Raw genomic sequence first — 17,875 nt, forward strand, 5'->3', positions numbered from 1 at the left:
GATCAGGCGTGGCGCTACTGCGCCAGGCCGAGATCTGCCAGATAGGCGGCCGAATCGCGGATGCGGTCGTGGTCGCGCAGTTCGAGGATCAGCCGCGGTTCGGACTGCAGATCGGCTATCGCCTCGAACACCGAATGCCAGCGGATATTGCCTTCGCCGAGCGACCAGTGACGGTCCGCATAGCCGTCGACATCCTGCAGGTGCACATGCCGGAGGCGATTGCCGGCGATCCGCACATAGTAGTCGACCGGCGGCGCGCCATGCGAGATGTGGGCGCAGTGGGCATGGCCCGTGTCGAGCGACACCGAGACCGCTTCCGAGCCGAAGGAATTGGCAAGCAGGGTCCGGTGGGCCGGATCCCGGTCCTCGATGTTCTCCAGGACCAGGTTGCAGCCGATCGATTCGGCCCGGCGCACCGCCTCGGCCAGCGTCATGTGGCACCGCTCGATCACGTCCTCGAAAGCGCCGGGATCCTTCGTCATGTTGGTGTAGGACCAGGTGGTGAACGGGCTATGCACCACCATATGGGTCGCTGCGAGCGCCTCGCAGACCTCAAGCCCCTGCAGCAGCCGTTTTGTAACGACGGCGCGTATATCCGGATCCTCGCTGGCGATGGTGAAACCCCAGAAGGGCCCGTGGATGCCCATCCGGCCCTGATAGCCGTCGAGCAGCGCGCGCAACCGTGTGACCAAAGGATGCCAGTCACCGTCAAGAATCTCGGCGTCGATAAAGTCCTGCAATTCAAGGTCACGCTGCCGCTCGATCAGCCAGTCGCGGTGGGTGTCGAGGCTGTCCAGCGTCAAAGCGGCGCCGACGATCGGAAGATCGGTCATCTGGTCTTGCTCCTTGGGCGAGAATGGGGTGGGCCGATCGCGAGGCGGTGTGATCGGTGGCCCCGAGCATGACAAGGCAGCATGACAGGCGCATGTCCGCGCCTGTGGGCAAACGCCGGCGGTGACGGACGTCACGACGGCGGAAAACGGATTTGTTTAAAAGGGAGAGAGTGGCACGCCCTAGGGGAGTCGAACCCCTCTTTCCAGAATGAAAATCTGGCGTCCTAACCGATAGACGAAGGGCGCGTGCGCTGAGCGGTCTTATAGTCAGGGGTTGCGGTTCTCGCAAGCGCAAAATGACGAAATTTTGAAAAATATGTCACGCTTGTCGCGAGCCTGTGGATGAGCGAAAACACCAACTATTTTCAGGCGGTTGGTCGAAATTCTTAAGGAAGTGATAAAGCCCGGGCGCCGGTGGTTTCGCCGTCCGTCATGCCTTGTGGCCTCCGGCGCGTCTAAAGTCCGTCATCCATCCCTGCGCCGGTGTCGGCGGCGGCTGCCACGACCGGGCGGCGGGCGCTGAACAGGCTGGCGCTCGCGGCATTATAGCCATAATGCGGCATGCCGACAGGCATCAGGCTCGCCTGGGTTTCCCGTCCGCCGGGCGTCTCTATTGCCGGCTGGGGAGCCGCGGCAAAGATGCTCGACTGATAGGCGGATACGCCGGTCGGCTGGGTCGTCAATTCGCCGAGATCGGCCGGAGCCGAATTCAGCGCGGTGGCCTGACCGGTGCCGGCCGGATGTCCTGCCGGCATGTCGTCGGCAGTGTCGATCGTCGCATTCGTGCCGGCGATCCGCGCATCGTCGCTCAGCACCATAACGCGGGGATCACTGTATCCGTCGACGGCTGCATCTGCGGTCTTTGCCGCCTTGCCCTTGCCCGCCGTGTTGACCGCCAGCAGTTCGCCGGCCGTCTTGCAGCCCGTGAGTGTCCCCGAAACGAGGCAGACGGCTGCAAGGCCGATGGCAATCCGGTGAAGGGCAGGGGTCATGGGGCCGTCCTCGTGCAAGCAAGACATCCCGGCGATACCTGTGCAGGTGGCCGGGATGCCCTGGTCTGTTCAGTCTCCAGTATCGGGGCTGAAGCTTGCGCGGGGCGTAAAGGGTCTTACCAGGCGCCGGTATTGGCCATCGATGTCCAGGGTTCCTGCGGCGACAGGCTCTCGCCCTTTTGCAGGATTTCGATCGAGATGCCGTCCGGGGAGCGCACGAAAGCCATGTGGCCGTCGCGCGGCGGGCGGTTGATCGTCACGCCATTGTCCATCAGCTTCTGGCAGATCGCATAAATGTCGTCGACCTCATATGCGAGGTGGCCAAAATTGCGGCCTCCGGTATAATCCTCCGGATCCCAGTTGTAGGTGAGTTCGAGGCAGGGTGCCTGGTCCGCCTCTGCGGCGTGCTTGTCCTGCGGGGCGGCAAGGAAGATCAGGGTGAAGCGGCCCTTCTCGTTTTCGATCCGGCGAACCTCTTCCAGTCCGAAGAGCTCGCAGTAGAAACGCAGCGAGCTGTCGATGTCCTTTACGCGGACCATGGTGTGTAGATAACGCATGATTGCCTCCTGGTTGATGGCCCCAGCATATGGCCCACAGCACAGGTTCGAGCAAGGCCGGCAGTGCATAAACAAGCAAACAGGAAACTTTGGAAACTAGGGCTTGCAACCACCCGTTACTGAAATGTTAATCTGTTTTGCAAGAATCAGTTAACTGTTATGAGTGACGCGTTATCGAGGGGCTGAGGGAAATGGCGGAAAGGCTATCATCGAAAGATCTCGAGAGTATCGAGAACTTGTCCGGCGACAACCTTGATCTTGTCGAGATCACGGGCGTCGTGAAATGGTTCGATGTGGCCAAGGGGTTCGGATTCATCATCCCCGACAAAGGGATGCAGGATGTCCTTCTTCACGTCACCTGTCTTCGCCGCGACGGCTACCAGACCATTCTGGAAGGCACCCGCATCGTTGCTCTCGTGCAGAAACGTGATCGCGGCTTCCAGGCCTTCCGCATTCTGTCGATGGACCAGTCCACCGCCATCCACCCCTCGCAGATGCCGCCGGTGCGCACCCATGTCCAGGTCACGCCGACCAGCGGGCTGGAACGGGCGCTGGTCAAGTGGTTCAACCGCACCAAGGGCTTCGGCTTCCTGACGCGCGGCGAGGGCACCGAGGACATCTTCGTCCATATGGAAACCCTGCGCCGCTTCGGCCTCACCGAGCTTCGCCCCGGACAGACGGTGCTGGTGCGCTATGGCGACGGGGAAAAGGGCCTGATGGCGGCCGAGATTCATCCAGATACACCCGGTCCCGCTGCCCGATCCCATTGACGGGTGTCCCTTGCTTATCAGAGAACCGATCATGGTCCGTTTTTCCTTCAGGAGCGCATCTGTTGCGCTCTTTTTGCTGTGTGGGGTGCTGTTTTCGGCCTTGGCCGTCGCGGCCAGGGCAGAGCTTGCCACCCGGGCGCTGACCGTCGAGATGGCCTCCGGCAAGACCCATGCCTTTACCGTCGAAGTGGCCCGCACGGCGCAGGAGCGCGAGCGCGGGCTGATGGAGCGGGATACGCTGGATCCGGATGCGGGCATGCTCTTCGATTTCGGTGCGCCGCGACTGGTCACCATGTGGATGCATGACACGCCGAAGCCACTCGACATGCTGTTTGCCGACAAGACGGGCCGGATCACCCGGATCGCCGCGATGACCACGCCGTTTTCCGAGGACCTGATCAGCTCGGGCGGCGACGTGCTCTATGTCGTCGAGATCAGGGGTGGGCGGGCAAAGGAACTCGGCATCAAGGTCGGCGACAGGCTCGGCGGTGCTGCCTTGCAGCATCCCTGAAATCGACAGCGAAAATGTTGTCTGTTTGGAACGGGATAGGCTTTTTTTAAGGTTGCGGCCCCTATATGAACCGTGTATTGCCACGGGGATAGCAAGGCACGGAGTGTAGCGCAGCCTGGTAGCGCATCTGGTTTGGGACCAGAGGGTCGGGAGTTCGAATCTCTCCACTCCGACCATCGTTCTGTTTCTTCCGCAGGGAAGCGACCGGACGGGCAGGCCTTGATATCGGCGGGGCACGGTAACCCTTTATCTGCTTATGGGAGCTTGAGAGCTGATGTCTGCCAAGATCTATCGCCCAGCAAAGACCGCCATGCAGTCGGGCAAGGCCAAGACGCATCTTTGGGTTCTGGAGTTCGACCAGTCGCAGCCGCGCAAGATCGACCCGATCATGGGGTATACCAGTTCGGTCGACACGCTGCAGCAGGTCAAGCTCACCTTCGAGACCCAGGAACTGGCGGAAGCCTATGCCATGCGCAACGGGATCGAATACCGGGTCGTGGCGCCCAAGGAGCCCAACCGGCAGAACGTCTCCTATACCGACAATTTCCGCTATACGCGCCAGCAACCCTGGACGCACTGAGGCCCGGCTTTCCGCGCCCAGTCGGCAATCGTCCGCTGCCAGCCGCCGGACGCTTCAGATGCCACAGCCTTGAGAAAGGCCCCTTAGCTCAGCTGGATAGAGCACCGGCCTTCTAAGCCGACGGTCGCAGGTTCGAATCCTGCAGGGGTCGCCAATCCTACCCTTAACATGTTGATTTCATTCAAGGTGCGATTGCTCGGGGAATAGGGTGCGCCTGAACTTTGCCAGAGGTGCCGAGGCTGGAATATGTCTTACGAGATCCGCCCCGGCCTCGGGAAAAAGACCGTCGCAAAAACATGGCGCAAAGGCGCGGACGCGAAGCTGCAGGGTCGCGACGGGGTTAGGGCAGTTTTTGTCAGATTGCGCCGGCGTGGATTTTCCCTTGGAACAGGCGCGGCCCGCGAAACCTGACGGGGCCGGGCTGCTCGGCTGCTCAATCCGCCAGTGCGCGCATCACCTTGATGAGGTCTGATTTGCCTTCGAAGCCGATGCCGGGCAGTTCGGGCATGGTGATGTGGCCGTCGATCACCTTCACGGTGTCGGGAAAGCCGCCATAGGGCTGGAACAGGTCGGGATAGCTCTCGTTGCCGCCAAGGCCGAGGCCGGCTGCGATGTTGAGCGACATCTGATGGCCGCCGTGGGGAATGCAGCGCGACCGTGACCAGCCGAACTGGCGCAGTATGTCGAGCGTGCGCAGATATTCCACCAGGCCGTAGGAAAGCGCACAGTCGAACTGCAGGAAGTCGCGGTCGGCGCGCATGCCGCCATAACGCAGGAGATTGCGGGCATCCTGATGCGAGAACAGGTTCTCGCCGGTCGCCATCGGCGCGTCGTAGAATTCCGAGATCGCGGCCTGCAGCGCGTAATCCAGCGGGTCGCCGATTTCCTCGTACCAGAACAGAGGATAGTCGCGCAGCATCTTGGCATAGGCGATGCCGGTTTCGAGGTCGAAGCGGCCATTCGCGTCGACGGCAAGTCTGGCTTCGGAGCCGATTTCCTCAAGCACCGATTCGATGCGGCCGCGATCGTCCTCGATCGACGCGCCGCCGATCTTCATCTTCACCACCGTGTAGCCGCGGTCGAGATAGCTGCGCATCTCCTTGCGCAGCGCGCCATTGTCCTTGCCCGGGTAATAATAGCCGCCGGCGGCATAGACGAAGACCCTGGGGTCGGCTTCGCGCTGCTCCCTTTCGGCAAGCAGGCGAAACAGCGGCTTGCCCTCGATCTTGGCGACGGCATCCCATATAGCCATGTCGATGGTGCCGACGGCGACCGAGCGCTCGCCATGACCGCCGGGCTTCTCGTTCTGCATCATCGCAGCCCAGATCCTGTGCGGATCGAGACTGGTGCCGGCATCGTTCATCAGGCCTGCCGGTTCGGCCTCGAGGATACGGTCCCGGAAGCGTTCGCGGATAAGCCCGCCCGGGCCGTAGCGGCCGTTCGAGTTGAAGCCATAGCCGACGACCCGGCGACCATCCCTGACCACATCCGTCACGACGGCAACCAGGCTGGCGGTCATCTTCGAGAAATCGATATAGGCGTTGCGAATGGGCGAGGCGATCGGCTTTGTCACTTCGCGGACATCGATGATGCGCATGGAGGGCTCCGGTCTTTGTTCGAATAAAGGGGGACTGCAGCCGACCTGCAGGGTGGCAATCCTGGACCAACGAACGTGGCAGGAAAGCGCCACCGAGGACAATCCTAGGAGGGATATCCGGTATGGTCCAATGCCGATCGGGATTGTATCAGTGCCTGATCGGCATAGCCGTTTCTCCCAAATCCAGCTGCGTGCGGCGCATAGCGGTTGAAGAGACCCGCCTTGCTGCTCTACCCTATGCCTCTTTGGCATGGACAAATCGGGATTGGAGTTGATCATGGACACGGCTTGGCTGGCGGACCTCCAGGCGCTGGCCGAAACGCTCAATTTTTCACGGGCCGCCGAGCGGCGGAACGTGACGCAGCCGGCTTTCGGCCGCCGGATCCGGTCGCTCGAAGCCTGGTGCGGCAGCGCGTTGGTCGACCGTTCGACGCACCGGCTTTGCCTGACGCCGGCCGGCGAGACGATGCTGGCGGCAGCGCAAGACGTGGCTGCGCGTCTGGCGCGTGCGCAACGCGACCTCGAACATATCAGCGCGACAGCGTCCACGGTGACTTTTGCGGCCACGCACGCCCTGTCCTTCGTGTTTTTCCCGCGCTGGATCCAGCAGCTGGGCTCGACGACATGGACGCTGCCGATCCGTCTGCTCTCCGACAATATGAACGAATGCGAGAGGATCATGCAGGAGGGGCGCGCGCAATTCCTGCTGTGCCACTACCATGCTGACAGCCCCATGGGCCTGGAGGCGGAGCATTACAGGCATGTCGAACTGTCGAGTGACCGGCTGATCCCGGTCACCGGCAGGGACGAGGCTGGCAAAGCGCTTTATCGGCTGCCGGGCACGGCGGATGCGCCGGTCCCAAGGCTGGCATTCGAAGAGAAATCCGGAATGGGGCGGATCCTGGCCTCATGCCTGTCGGAGCGCGGCGAAGGTCTGCATGCGCAGACGGTCTTCACATCGCATCTTGCCATGGCGCTGAAGGCGCTTGCCGAAGACGGCAAGGGTGTCGCCTGGATTCCAAGAAGCCTCGCCGCCGATCAGCTAAGCGCGGGCGGTCGGCTTGCGGATGCCGCCGGCTCCGACGACTGGTCTGTCGATGTCAGGATCGTTCTGATCAGGCCGCGCTCGCGTATGTCGGATATGGCTGAAGCCTTTTGGGAGCAGGTCCTGCCCTGAATGTGAGCGTGGCGACGCAAGGAGAGCCGTACACCGCATACTATCAATTTGCCGATCAAACCAATAAAAATGTAGGTAAGCCAGCCTGCATACAACTACAAACTTACCGAAAGCTTGCGGCCACTGTCATTTTATTCCCGGAATCTTGGGATTGTTGTGATCCGCTGAAAATGGAAACTCGTAATCATGGAAGCAATGATGTGATCATACGAGGAGCGTAGACAGCCGATGGCCCTGTATCAGTTCAATATTGTTGATGGCAAAAATACGGTTCTGGCGACGGACCGGTTCGACGAGGATAGCAACGGCGCGGCGATCGACGCGGCGATGGGGGCGCTTCGGATCTTCCTCGCCCGCAGCTACGATCTGCCGGACCATTCCTCGATCGAATTGTCCGACGAATGGGGCGCGCCGCTTGCGCGGCTGACATTCACCTTCAATATGGAGCGCTACAGTCCCGCCCTGAATTGAGCCTTGCCCGGTAGGACGAGGCAGGGCCCCCAAAAAAATGCCCCGCCTGGAGACCAGTCGCGGGGCAGGTGGGGAAGCAAGTCGCCTCCTTGCTTGCGGGCCCATTCTGTGCGGCAATGCCGGCGTCTGGCGAGGGCGGATAGCGCGCTTTTGGTACGCATTTGCTAAAAAGGCATGCCATGCGCGGCATTGCGGTGTGGCGCCCTCCCTCAGGGGCCCGCCTGGCCAGGGCCTGACGGCTTCAACCGTCCCGGCATGAGGCGGGATTAAGCACCGGCATTGACGAAGACTTAACCTTCTCCGGCCAAATCTTGAACCCAAGTGGCTCGCGATGATGAGGAGCTGGCATGGCTCGACGAAAATCCAGCAGAAAAACTCCGGTCCGCCGGCGCAAGTCGGCCGGTGGCGGGCGGACATGGCCGTGGGTCCTGTCGCTGCTTGCGGTCGGCGGGGCGATCTATGCCCATGACCACCAGCCGCAGCTGGAGCGGAATTTTGCCGGCTATTTCGGCAAGCCGGCCGCCCGTCACCAGCAGGTGGCGGTTGATGCGTCCAAGCCGAAGCCGATCTGGCGGCCGCCGGGCGGCGTCGATCGCGCGACGGTCGCGGCGATCAGTCCGGCCCGCGCCAAACCTGTCACCCCGGCGCCGGCCGCGACCAATGCCGCCTACATCCCGCCCGCAGCTGTCGGTGTGCCGGAAAAGCGTCCGCTGACCGCCAGCCTTGCCAGTGCCGGGCAGGCGATCAATGGTCGAAGCTTTACCAACACATTCTACTATTGCGGCACGTCCGGCCTCGACAATTGCGTCGCCTCCGGGGATACGCTCTGGTTCCACAAGCAGAAGATCGTCCTGGCCGACGTCACGGCGCCGGCGATGGAACAGGCGAAATGCCAGCAGGAACGCGATCTGGGCTTTGCCGCCAAGGTGCGGCTGCGCGAATTGTTGAATGCCGGCCGCTTCGAGCTCGCCACCACCGATGGTGCGGCGACCGCCGGCGCAGCAAGGCTGGTGATGCGCAATGGCCGTTCCGTCGGCGCCGTGCTGGCTTCGGAAGGTCTGGCGCACCCGCGAGGAGCCGCCGCCGGCTGGTGCCCCTAGCAGCGGGCTTTCCACACGCCCGGATGCGTCGCCATACCCAGCACCAGAACAGAAAAAAGGCCCGCTGCAAATTGCAGCGGGCCTTCAAATTGCAGCGGGCCTTTTTAAATTTGGACGGGCAGGGGCGCCCAGCCGCGTGATCAGTGCAGGATCTGGCTGAGGAACAGCTTGGTGCGCTCGTGCTGCGGATTGTCGAAGAATTCGGCCGGCGAATTCTGCTCGACGATCTGGCCCTGGTCCATGAAGATCACCCGGTTGGCGACCTGCCGGGCGAAACCCATTTCGTGGGTGACGCAGAGCATGGTCATGCCTTCTTCGGCAAGGCCGACCATGGTGTCGAGCACTTCCTTGACCATTTCCGGGTCGAGCGCCGAGGTCGGCTCGTCGAACAGCATGATCTTCGGCTTCATGCAGAGCGCCCGGGCGATCGCCACACGCTGCTGCTGGCCGCCGGAAAGCTGGCCCGGATATTTGTTGGCCTGTTCCGGGATCTTGACGCGCTCCAGATAGTGCATCGCGACCGCTTCGGCCTCCTTCTTCGGCATCTTGCGCACCCAGATCGGCGCCAGCGTGCAGTTCTGCAGGATGGTCAGATGCGGAAAGAGGTTGAAGTGCTGGAACACCATGCCGACTTCGCGGCGCACTTCGTCGATCTTCTTCAGGTCGTTGGTAAGCTCGATCTTGTCGACGAGGATATTGCCCGACTGGTGCTCTTCCAGCCGGTTGATGCAGCGGATCATCGTCGACTTGCCGGAGCCCGACGGTCCGGCAATGACGATGCGTTCGCCGCGCATCACCTTCAGGTTGATGTCGCGCAGCACGTGGAAGTCGCCGTACCACTTGTTCATGTTGATGATGTCGATCGCCACGTCGGTCTTGGAGATCTCTTGTTTTGCGGCGGGTTCAGCCATGGTCGTCATTCCTCTTGATACTGTTCTTGTTCCGCTGGTCAGCGCTTGTGGCCGGTGTCGAGACGCCGTTCGACGAAAGCCGAGTAGCGCGACATGCCGAAGCAGAACAGCCAGTAGATGAAGCCTGCGAAGATCAGGCCGGTAAGCGGTGTCACGGGGGTCTGCCAGGAGGCGTCGCCGAAGCTGGCTTTGACGGTTCCAAGCAGGTCGTACATGTTGATGATCGACACCAGCGAGGTGTCCTTGAACATGCCGATGAAGGTGTTGACGATGCCGGGAATGACCAGCTTGATCGCCTGCGGCATGATGATGAAGGTCATCTTCTGCCCATAGCTGAGGCCGAGGGAATCGGCACCTTCATACTGACCCTTGGGAATGGCCTGCAGGCCGCCGCGGATCACTTCCGCCATATAGGCGGAGGCAAAGATCGAGACGCCGACAAGGGCGCGGACGAACTTGTCGATATTGTTGCCGGGTTCGAGGAACAGCGGCAGCAGCACGCTCGCCATGAACAGCACCGTGATCAGCGGCACGCCGCGAACCAGTTCGATGAAGCCGACACAGGCCGCCTTGACGATCGGCATGTTGGAGCGCCGTCCGAGTGCCAGCAGCACGCCGGCCGGCAGCGACACGACGATGCCGACAAAGGACAGCAGCAGGGTGACCATCAGGCCGCCCCAGAGGCTGGTTTCCACATGGCGCATGCCGAAATAGCCACCGAGCAGCAGGATATAGGCGACGATCGGCAGGACGATCAGCAGCAGGATGGCGTTCAGGCCCTTGCGCGGTGCCGACGGGATCAGCATCGGCACGAGCAGGGCGACGAACAGGAGGGCCACCAGGATCGGCCGCCACAACAGGTCACGGGGGTATGAGCCCACCATGAACTGAGTGAAGTAGTCGCCGACATAGGCCCAGCAGGCACCGCTCCAGCCGTCGGCGCGAATGCCGCCCTGGACATCGGTTGCACAGACCTGGCGTCCGCCGCCCATCCACACGGCGTTGATGAACAGCCAGTCGAAGGTCGAGATCACGAACCAGATGACGATCACGCCGAAGACGACACTGACGATCGAATCGAACGGTGTGGCGAACAGGTTGCGGCGCATCCATCCGGCGGCCGACCGGTTACCGGTGGGGGCGGGCTTGGACTCGAGAAAGTCCTCGCGCACGTAAGGGACGTAATTTTCCTGCATCTCAGCGCTCCACCAGTGCCATCTTGGCGTTGAACCAGTTCATGAACAGCGATGTCACGAGGCTGATCGAGACGTAGACACCCATCCAGATCGCGATGATCTCGATCGAGTGGCCCGACTGGTTGAGGATCGTGCCGCCGACGGCGACGAGATCCGCATAACCGACGGCAACGGCAAGCGACGAGTTCTTCGTCAGGTTGAGATATTGCGAAGTCAGCGGCGGGATGATGATCCGCAGCGCCTGCGGCAGGACCACGAGTCGGGTCGTCAGGCCCGCACGGATGCCGAGGGCAGCGGCGGCTTCCGACTGGCCATGCGATACGCCGCGGATGCCGGCACGAACGATTTCCGCGATGAAGGCAGCGGTGTAGAACGACAGCGCCATGTAGAGCGACAGGAATTCCGGCCCGATCACGGTGCCGCCGCGCATGTTGAACTTGCCCAGCTCCGGAATGTCGAAGGTGAGCGGGGCGCCGACGATGAGGAAGACCAGCACGGGCAGGCCTATGATCAGCGCCAGGTTGACCCACAGAACCGGCGGGCGGATGCCGGTTGCGAGCTGGCGGGCATTGGCCCAGCGGCTGTAGAAGATCGCCGCGATGATGCCGATGGCGAAGGCGACAAGCACGAATTCGAAATTCGCGCCGAAAATCGGCGCCGGCATATAGAGGCCGCGATTGCAGATGAACACCGAGAGCGGCAGCGAGAGCGCATCGCGCACGCCGGGCAGGATGTTCAGGATGGTCATGTACCAGAAGAAGATGACCAGCAGCGGCGGGATGTTGCGGAACACCTCGACATAGACGGTGGTCAGCCGCGCGATCAGCCAGTTGTTGGACAGGCGGCCGACGCCGACCAGCAGTCCGACGATGGTGGCGGTGATGATGCCGGCGACGGCCACGATCAGGGTGTTGATCAGGCCGATGATCAGGGCATCGAAATAGGTTTCGTCGCTCGAATAGGCGAGCGGTGTCTGGGCAATGTCGAAGCCGGCTCGATTGTTCAGGAAGCCGAAACCGGCGGTCATGTTTGCCCGCGCCAGGTTCTCCGCGGCATTTGTGCCAGCGTACCAGATCAGTCCCACCACGAAGATGACGGTCAAAGCCTGGTAAAGAAACTGCCGAAGGACTGGATTATAAAGCAAGGACTTGCCCGAACGGCCTGAGCCGTTCCGGTCTGTCGCGACCAGTGCCATCTGTTATCCCCAACTGCGACGGCCCCCGTTTTTGTTTTTTGCAAGGCCGCATTGTTCTTCTCTAACGAATGGAAGGCGCCGAGGCGCCTTCCATGTTTTTTCGCTGTATTAGCGAATCGGCGGAGCGTACTGCAGACCACCCTTGGTCCACAGCGCGTTCAGGCCGCGCTCGATCTTGAGCGGCGAGCCGGAGCCGACATTGCGCTCGAAGGACTGGCCGTAATTGCCGACCTGCTTGACGATGTTGTAGGCCCACTTCTCGTCGAGACCGAGGTCCTTGCCGATCGTCTGGTCCTTTTCCTCGCCGAGGAAGCGCTTGATGTCCGGGTTGTCGGACTTGGTCATCTCGTCGAGGTTGTCCGAGGTGATGCCGAATTCTTCAGCAGCAACCATGGCGTAGTGAGCCCAGGACACGACGTCGAGCCACTTGGAGTCGTTCTGGCGAACGGCCGGGCCAAGCGGTTCCTTGGAGATGATTTCCGGCAGGATCATGTGATCATCCGGGTTCGACAGCGACAGGCGGATCGAATACAGGCCCGACTGGTCGGTGGTGTAGACGTCGCAACGGCCCGACTGGTAGGCAGCGTCGACTTCTTCCTGCTTTTCGAACACGACCGGCTTGTATTCGAGGCTGTTGGCCTTGAAGTAGTCGGCGAGGTTGAGTTCGGTGGTGGTGCCGGCCTGTACGCAGACGGCAGCGCCCGACAGTTCGAGAGCCGACTTTACGCCCAGTTCCTTGGTGACCATGAAGCCCTGGCCGTCATAGTAGTTGACGGCGCGGAAATCGAGGCCGAGCTGGCTGTCGCGGCTGGCGGTCCAGGTGGTGTTACGCGCCAGCATGTCGACTTCACCCGACTGCAGGGCCGGGAAGCGGTCCTTGGCCGACAGCGGCGTGTACTTGACCTTTTCAGCGTCGCCGAAGACGGCAGCGGCAACGGCGCGGCAGATGTCGACGTCGAGGCCGGACCACTTGCCGGACGAATCCTGCGCGCCGAAGCCGGCGAGGTTCGAACCGTTGACACCGCACTGTACAAAGCCCTTGGCCTTGACGTCGTCAAGCGTACCGGCGAAGGCTGCCGGTGCGACAAAACCGACTGCTGCGGCGCCGAGTACGGCTGACAGAATCTTGTTGTTCATTTTTTCCCAACCTTTGTCTGTTGTATTTTTGTTTACGGTGGATTGCGCGCGAAAAGTCTGAACTGCGCAAGGCCCCCCGTATCCGTTGACCTCCCGGGTACGGATACCCCCACTCTCTTTCGCAAAGGGGTGACGGGTCAAGCCTTCTTGACCAAAATCGGTCATAAAAAGGGCAATTTTCAAAAACGGACTTAAAATGCGGCAGAATGGTTTTCGAGCGGGCAGCTGGTGATCAAAAATGCGTCGCTCGCGCCATGTTTTAGCGATCCCCTTGGGCAAACGGCCGTCCGCGGCCTAAACCGCCGAGCCGTCTTGACCCGCTCGTCAAGCAAGGCCAAAACTTGACGCTCCCGCATTCTGAAAACAGGTATCTCAAGCATGGACGATCGGAAAAACGCGCTGGCTGCAGCCGGCAGGGACACGCAACTTTGCCATCTCGGCAATGATCCCTTCGCATATCATGGTTTCGTCAATCCGCCCGTCGTCCATGCCTCGACCGTGCTGTTTCCCGATGTCCAGACGATGGAAACACGGAATCAGAAATACACCTATGGTACCCATGGCACCCCGACGACGGACGCCCTGTGTTCGGCCATCGATGCACTGGAAGGCTCTGCCGGCACCATCCTCGTGCCGTCTGGGCTTGCCGCCATCACCGTGCCGTTCCTTGCCTATCTGTCGGCAGGCGATCATGCGCTGATCGTCGACAGCGTCTACGGCCCGTGCCGCCGCTTTTGCAACGGCATGCTGAAGCGGCTCGGCGTCGAGGTGGAATATTACGACCCCGAGATCGGCGCCGGAATCGAGGCATTGATCCGGCCCAACACCAGGCTGGTGCACACCGAGGCACCGGGCTCCAACACGTTCGAGATGCAGGACATCCGCGCGATCGCCGAGGCCGCGCACCGGCATGACTGCGTGGTCACGATGGACAATACCTGGGCGACGCCGATCTTCTTCAAGGCACTCGATTTCGGTGTCGACGTGTCGATCCATGCGGCGACCAAATATCCCTCCGGTCATTCGGATATCCTGATGGGCACGGTCTCCGCCAATGCGGCGCACTGGAAGAAGCTCGAGGACGCCTATACCGTGCTCGGCATGTCGGCCTCGCCCGACGACAGCTACATGATCCTGCGCGGTCTGCGGACCATGGGGCTGCGGCTGGAGGCGCATCAAAAGGCGGCCCTGCAGGTGGCCGAATGGCTGGAGCCGCGCGACGACGTCGCCCGCGTATTGCATCCGGCGCTGCCGAGCTTTCCCGGTCACGAGATCTGGAAGCGCGACTTCAAGGGCGCCAGCGGCATCTTCTCCTTCGTCCTGGCCGCCGACGACCCGGCGAAGTTCAAGCCGAAGGCCCGTGCCTTCCTCAATGCCCTCAACATCTTCGGGCTCGGATATTCCTGGGGCGGTTACGAAAGCCTGGCGGTGCCGGTCGATCTGTCGGACCGCACCATCCGCAAGGCGCCCGAGGAGGGGGCCGTGATCCGCCTGCAGATCGGACTGGAAAATGTCGAGGATCTGACCGCCGATCTCGCGCGCGGCTTTGCCGCGGCCGCCGAGGTCTGAGCGTCAGAGCCCGCAGCGGTAGCCGTAGAGCCAGTCGAGGTCTGCGGCCAGCCGCTCGGGCGGGCGCAGCGAAAACACCATGTCGCGTCCGAGCCGGAACGGGCCTCGGGCGTGATAGGCAAACCGGTTGAGGTCGGCGCGGCGGCGAACCTTTGCGATGCGCGGCTTGCGCATCTGCTCGAACTGCAAAAGCGCCTCGCCGAGGGGCCGCGTGGCGACCGCCGAGGCCAGCGCAAACGCATCCTCGATGGCCATGCCGGCCCCTTGGGCGGCAAAGGGCATCATGGCGTGCGCCGCATCGCCGATCAGCACGGTATCGCGATCATTGTGCCAGCGGCCGTCGCCGGCCTGGTACAGGGGCCAGAAGCTGGGATCGGGAGCGCCGGCCAGGAATTGCCGCACCGCCGGGTGCCAGCGTGCAAAGCGGCGCACCAGCATGGCGCGCTCGGCGTCAGACCCCTTGCTCGCCCAGGTCTCGCCGGTGGTCGCCCCGGCGGTGATCGCCACCACGTTGACCGCATCGGTCTCCCGCAGCGGATAGCTGACCAGATGGCTGTCGGGCCCGAGAAAGGCCATCAGGTTTTCGGCCCGGAGGAAATCGGGGGCATCCTTGCGCGGCACGGTGAAGCGCCAGGCGATATTGCCGGAAAAATCGACCTTCGGGCTATTGGCGATCGCGGCCCGCATCACCGACCAGACGCCGTCGGCGCCGATGGTCATCGCGGCCGCGCGGCCGGTCAGTGCCTCGACCGAGGCGCGGTCGGGCGACAGCAGCCGCGCGTCCAGATGCAGGCGGCAGAGGGGATTGTCGATGACCGCCTGCAGCAAGGCCTGCTGCAGGGTGGCCCGGTGCAGCACCCCGTAGGGCGCGCCCCAGCGCCGCTGGGCAAACTGGCCGGCGGGCAGGGCGGTGAGCGGTTTCAGCCGGCGACCATCCATCAGGTTCAGCCAGTCCGGCTCGTTCCACTTGTCTTTGAGCGTGTCCAGCACGCCGAGCGCGTCGAGAATGCGCGAGGCATTGGGCGAGATCTGCAGGCCGGCACCGACTTCGGACAGCTGGGCTGCCTGCTCGATGATATCGCTCTCGATGCCATGGCGGGCGAGGGCGAGGGCAGCCGAAAGTCCTGCGACCCCGGCTCCGACGATCGCTGCAGTTTTGATGGGCATGAAATTTCCTCGACGCTGCGGCAGGTGCCGCAGGCGGTCAGGCGGCCTTGACGTGGTAGACGCAGCCTTGCGGGTTGGTCTGGTCGGCCTTCAGCGAAGGATTGTAGCGGTAGAGGGTCGAGCAGTAGGAGCAGACCTTTTCAGTGTCGCCGCCGAGGTCGATGAAGATGTGCGGATGATCGAAGGGCTGGTTGGCGCCCGTGCACATGAATTCCTTGACGCCGATCTCGATCAGCGAATGGCCACCGTCGTTCTGGAAATGGGGAATGGTGTGCCCGGCCATGGGTTTGTCTCCGATGCATGGTCTGATTTTGCCGGACCTTAGACGCCTTCATGACAAATGTGTAGGGGCGCAATGCCGCACATTGCACAGAAAATCGCCGCGCAGCCGTTTGATCCGGCCCCGCCTTCTCTTACAGTGCGCCCGATTGTGTCCAAGGGATCCCGCCTGCAATGAACCTGAATGCCCCGGCTTTTTCGCTCTTTTATCATGACGGCCTGCAACTTGCCTATTTCGACGTGGGTGAGCGCGATGCGCCGCCGGTGCTGCTGATCCACGGCTTTGCGTCGACGGCATCGGTCAACTGGGTGCATCCGGGATGGGTAAAGACGCTGGTCGAAGCCGGTTACCGGGTAATCGCCATCGACAATCGCGGCCACGGCGCCAGCGACAAGCCGCATGATTCGGATGCCTATTTCCCGCCCGAAATGGCCGAGGATTCGCGCGCGCTTCTCGACCATCTCGGTATCGAGCAGGCGCATGTCATGGGCTATTCGATGGGCGCGCGGCTGTCGGTCTTCCTGACGCTCGCCCATCCTGAGCGCGTCCGCTCGCTGGTCCTTGGCGGACTCGGCATCGGCATGATCGAGGGTGTCGGCGACTGGGACCCGATTGCGGCGGCACTCCTGGCGCCGCAACTCTCCGACGTCACCCACGAGCGCGGGCGCATGTTCCGCATCTTCGCCGACCAGACCCGGTCCGACCGCTTCGCGCTCGCGGCCTGTATCGAGACCTCGCGCCAGCTCGTCACGCCCGAGGAGGTTGCCTCGGTGCGCCAGCCGACGCTGATCGCGGTCGGCACCAAGGACGATATTGCCGGTTCCGGCCAGGCTTTGGCCGATTTGATGCCGGATGCGCACGCCATCGACATCCCCAACCGCGACCACATGCTGGCCGTCGGCGACAAGGTGTTCAAATCCGCCGTTCTCGACTTCTACGGCAGGCTCGACGGCTGAACCGCGGCGCGAGCGGGCAGGGCGCCTTGGCGCCTCTATCGCCCGGTAAACAGCGGCTTGCGCCGGGCGGCAAAGGCCGCGCGTCCCTCGGCGTAATCGGCGCTGTCGACAGTCGAGGCACCGATGACGGCCGCCTCGCTCAGAAGCGCTGCATCGCCCTCCTCGACGGCGCGTATCGCCAGTTTTGCGGCCTGGACCGACAAGGGCGCATTGTCGGCGATCTGTCGGGCAAGCCTGAGCACGGTCTCTTCCAGCGCGACGGCGGCGACACGGTCACTGAGGAACCCTTGCGCCAGGAGCTGATCGGGCGGGATCGGCTGGCCGGTGAAAAGGGCGGTGCGGGCGAGCTGCGAGCCGAGACCATGCAGCAGATCCATCACCGCATCGGCCGGATAGGCAAGGCCCAGCCGCGCGGCCGGGATGCAGAAGCTTGCGGTCTCGTCGGCAAGCCGCACATCGGCTGCCGCGGCAAGGCCGAAGCCGCCGCCGTAACAGATGCCGCGCACGGCGGCGATCACCGGCACGCGCGCCCCCCTGACGGCGGCAAAGCCTGCGGAATTGGCGGCCTCGTAGACCCGCGCCGTCTCGGCATCCTTGCGCACCGTCGGGAATTCGGAAATGTCGGCGCCGGCGGAAAAATCCGTCGCGCCTGCGCCCGACAGCACGATGACGCGGGCACCGGCCTCGCCCGCAAGGAAGTGGATCGCATCCGGAAGGGCCCGCCACATCGCCAGCGTCACGGCGTTTTTGCGGGGCGGATTGTCGAGCACCAGGCTGCCTATGCCGTCGACGGTTGAAGCCGTCAGTCGGTCGCCCGCAAAGGCTTTGTTCATTTTCATCGCATCACGCCCATTTATAACACCCTGTTCTTCATCT

General features: G+C 62.6%; 19 protein-coding genes and 3 tRNA genes. 10 read left to right on the forward strand and 12 right to left on the reverse strand.

Going from position 1 to position 17,875, the window contains the following annotated elements:
• Positions 1 to 14: 14 nt before the first annotated feature.
• The 4 genes from J2Z17_RS06650 to gloA form a co-directional block, all read right to left on the reverse strand.
• Entirely contained in the window at positions 15 to 833 is an 819-nt protein-coding gene (locus tag J2Z17_RS06650) for a sugar phosphate isomerase/epimerase family protein (RefSeq protein ID WP_209943372.1), read from the reverse strand.
• A gap of 171 nt (positions 834 to 1,004) precedes the next feature.
• A tRNA-Glu gene (locus J2Z17_RS06655) sits at positions 1,005 to 1,079 on the reverse strand.
• A gap of 209 nt (positions 1,080 to 1,288) precedes the next feature.
• On the reverse strand, positions 1,289 to 1,825 hold the full coding sequence (locus J2Z17_RS06660) for a hypothetical protein (protein WP_209943374.1): 537 nt from the start codon (positions 1,823 to 1,825) through the stop codon (positions 1,289 to 1,291).
• Between the two features lie 116 nt (positions 1,826 to 1,941).
• Positions 1,942 to 2,382, reverse strand: coding sequence for a lactoylglutathione lyase (gene gloA / locus J2Z17_RS06665; protein ID WP_209943376.1), 441 nt, complete (start codon positions 2,380 to 2,382; stop codon positions 1,942 to 1,944).
• A 191-nt stretch (positions 2,383 to 2,573) separates the two neighbouring features.
• Between gloA and J2Z17_RS06670 the strand changes: the two genes are divergently transcribed.
• From J2Z17_RS06670 to J2Z17_RS06690, 5 genes are all read left to right on the forward strand, one after another.
• Positions 2,574 to 3,152, forward strand: coding sequence for a cold-shock protein (locus tag J2Z17_RS06670; protein ID WP_209943377.1), 579 nt, complete (start codon positions 2,574 to 2,576; stop codon positions 3,150 to 3,152).
• 31 nt (positions 3,153 to 3,183) lie between these two features.
• Complete coding sequence (locus tag J2Z17_RS06675) at positions 3,184 to 3,663, forward strand: DUF192 domain-containing protein (RefSeq protein ID WP_209943378.1); 480 nt, start codon at positions 3,184 to 3,186, stop codon at positions 3,661 to 3,663.
• Positions 3,664 to 3,762: 99 nt separating this feature from the next.
• A tRNA-Pro gene (locus tag J2Z17_RS06680) sits at positions 3,763 to 3,839 on the forward strand.
• 98 nt (positions 3,840 to 3,937) lie between these two features.
• Positions 3,938 to 4,243: an ETC complex I subunit gene (locus tag J2Z17_RS06685; RefSeq protein WP_209943379.1), complete on the forward strand. Its 306-nt coding sequence runs from the start codon at positions 3,938 to 3,940 to the stop codon at positions 4,241 to 4,243.
• A 77-nt stretch (positions 4,244 to 4,320) separates the two neighbouring features.
• Positions 4,321 to 4,397, forward strand: a tRNA-Arg gene (locus tag J2Z17_RS06690).
• 279 nt (positions 4,398 to 4,676) lie between these two features.
• Here J2Z17_RS06690 and J2Z17_RS06695 read toward each other — a convergent pair.
• Positions 4,677 to 5,840 carry a mandelate racemase/muconate lactonizing enzyme family protein gene (locus tag J2Z17_RS06695; protein ID WP_209943380.1) on the reverse strand — a complete coding sequence of 388 codons (1,164 nt, stop codon included), beginning with the start codon at positions 5,838 to 5,840 and terminating at the stop codon, positions 4,677 to 4,679.
• A 277-nt stretch (positions 5,841 to 6,117) separates the two neighbouring features.
• Here J2Z17_RS06695 and J2Z17_RS06700 point away from each other — a divergent pair, with 277 nt between their 5' ends.
• From J2Z17_RS06700 to J2Z17_RS06710, 3 genes are all read left to right on the forward strand, one after another.
• Complete coding sequence (locus J2Z17_RS06700; protein ID WP_209943381.1) at positions 6,118 to 7,017, forward strand: LysR family transcriptional regulator; 900 nt, start codon at positions 6,118 to 6,120, stop codon at positions 7,015 to 7,017.
• A 228-nt stretch (positions 7,018 to 7,245) separates the two neighbouring features.
• On the forward strand, positions 7,246 to 7,488 hold the full coding sequence (locus J2Z17_RS06705) for a DUF6894 family protein (protein WP_209943382.1): 243 nt from the start codon (positions 7,246 to 7,248) through the stop codon (positions 7,486 to 7,488).
• Positions 7,489 to 7,835: 347 nt separating this feature from the next.
• On the forward strand, positions 7,836 to 8,588 hold the full coding sequence (locus J2Z17_RS06710) for a nuclease (RefSeq protein WP_209943384.1): 753 nt from the start codon (positions 7,836 to 7,838) through the stop codon (positions 8,586 to 8,588).
• Positions 8,589 to 8,728: 140 nt separating this feature from the next.
• Here J2Z17_RS06710 and J2Z17_RS06715 read toward each other — a convergent pair whose 3' ends face one another.
• The 4 genes from J2Z17_RS06715 to J2Z17_RS06730 form a co-directional block, all read right to left on the reverse strand.
• Entirely contained in the window at positions 8,729 to 9,499 is a 771-nt protein-coding gene (locus J2Z17_RS06715) for an amino acid ABC transporter ATP-binding protein (RefSeq protein WP_209943386.1), read from the reverse strand.
• A gap of 38 nt (positions 9,500 to 9,537) precedes the next feature.
• Positions 9,538 to 10,695 carry an amino acid ABC transporter permease gene (locus tag J2Z17_RS06720; RefSeq protein WP_209943388.1) on the reverse strand — a complete coding sequence of 386 codons (1,158 nt, stop codon included), beginning with the start codon at positions 10,693 to 10,695 and terminating at the stop codon, positions 9,538 to 9,540.
• Position 10,696: 1 nt separating this feature from the next.
• Positions 10,697 to 11,890 carry an amino acid ABC transporter permease gene (locus J2Z17_RS06725; protein ID WP_209943390.1) on the reverse strand — a complete coding sequence of 398 codons (1,194 nt, stop codon included), beginning with the start codon at positions 11,888 to 11,890 and terminating at the stop codon, positions 10,697 to 10,699.
• Positions 11,891 to 11,998: 108 nt separating this feature from the next.
• Positions 11,999 to 13,027, reverse strand: coding sequence for an amino acid ABC transporter substrate-binding protein (locus J2Z17_RS06730; protein WP_209943392.1), 1,029 nt, complete (start codon positions 13,025 to 13,027; stop codon positions 11,999 to 12,001).
• A gap of 378 nt (positions 13,028 to 13,405) precedes the next feature.
• Here J2Z17_RS06730 and J2Z17_RS06735 point away from each other — a divergent pair, with 378 nt between their 5' ends.
• The gene (locus tag J2Z17_RS06735) at positions 13,406 to 14,596 is read left to right on the forward strand and encodes a cystathionine beta-lyase (protein WP_209943394.1); all 1,191 of its coding nucleotides are present in this window, start codon (positions 13,406 to 13,408) and stop codon (positions 14,594 to 14,596) included.
• A 3-nt stretch (positions 14,597 to 14,599) separates the two neighbouring features.
• Here J2Z17_RS06735 and J2Z17_RS06740 read toward each other — a convergent pair whose 3' ends face one another.
• Both J2Z17_RS06740 and J2Z17_RS06745 read right to left on the reverse strand, forming a co-directional pair.
• On the reverse strand, positions 14,600 to 15,763 hold the full coding sequence (locus tag J2Z17_RS06740) for an FAD-dependent monooxygenase (RefSeq protein ID WP_209943396.1): 1,164 nt from the start codon (positions 15,761 to 15,763) through the stop codon (positions 14,600 to 14,602).
• Between the two features lie 37 nt (positions 15,764 to 15,800).
• Complete coding sequence (locus J2Z17_RS06745) at positions 15,801 to 16,046, reverse strand: zinc-finger domain-containing protein (protein WP_209943398.1); 246 nt, start codon at positions 16,044 to 16,046, stop codon at positions 15,801 to 15,803.
• 170 nt (positions 16,047 to 16,216) lie between these two features.
• On the opposite strand from J2Z17_RS06745, the gene J2Z17_RS06750 reads away from it, so the two are divergent.
• Positions 16,217 to 16,999, forward strand: coding sequence for an alpha/beta fold hydrolase (locus J2Z17_RS06750; protein ID WP_209943400.1), 783 nt, complete (start codon positions 16,217 to 16,219; stop codon positions 16,997 to 16,999).
• 35 nt (positions 17,000 to 17,034) lie between these two features.
• On the opposite strand, the gene J2Z17_RS06755 is transcribed toward J2Z17_RS06750, so the two are convergent.
• On the reverse strand, positions 17,035 to 17,838 hold the full coding sequence (locus tag J2Z17_RS06755; protein ID WP_209943402.1) for an enoyl-CoA hydratase-related protein: 804 nt from the start codon (positions 17,836 to 17,838) through the stop codon (positions 17,035 to 17,037).
• Positions 17,839 to 17,875 lie beyond the last annotated feature (37 nt).

Origin of the sequence: Heterorhizobium halophytocola (genome assembly GCF_017873095.1) — a bacterium.
GTDB classification, from domain to species: Bacteria; Pseudomonadota; Alphaproteobacteria; order Rhizobiales; family Rhizobiaceae; genus Allorhizobium; species Allorhizobium halophytocola.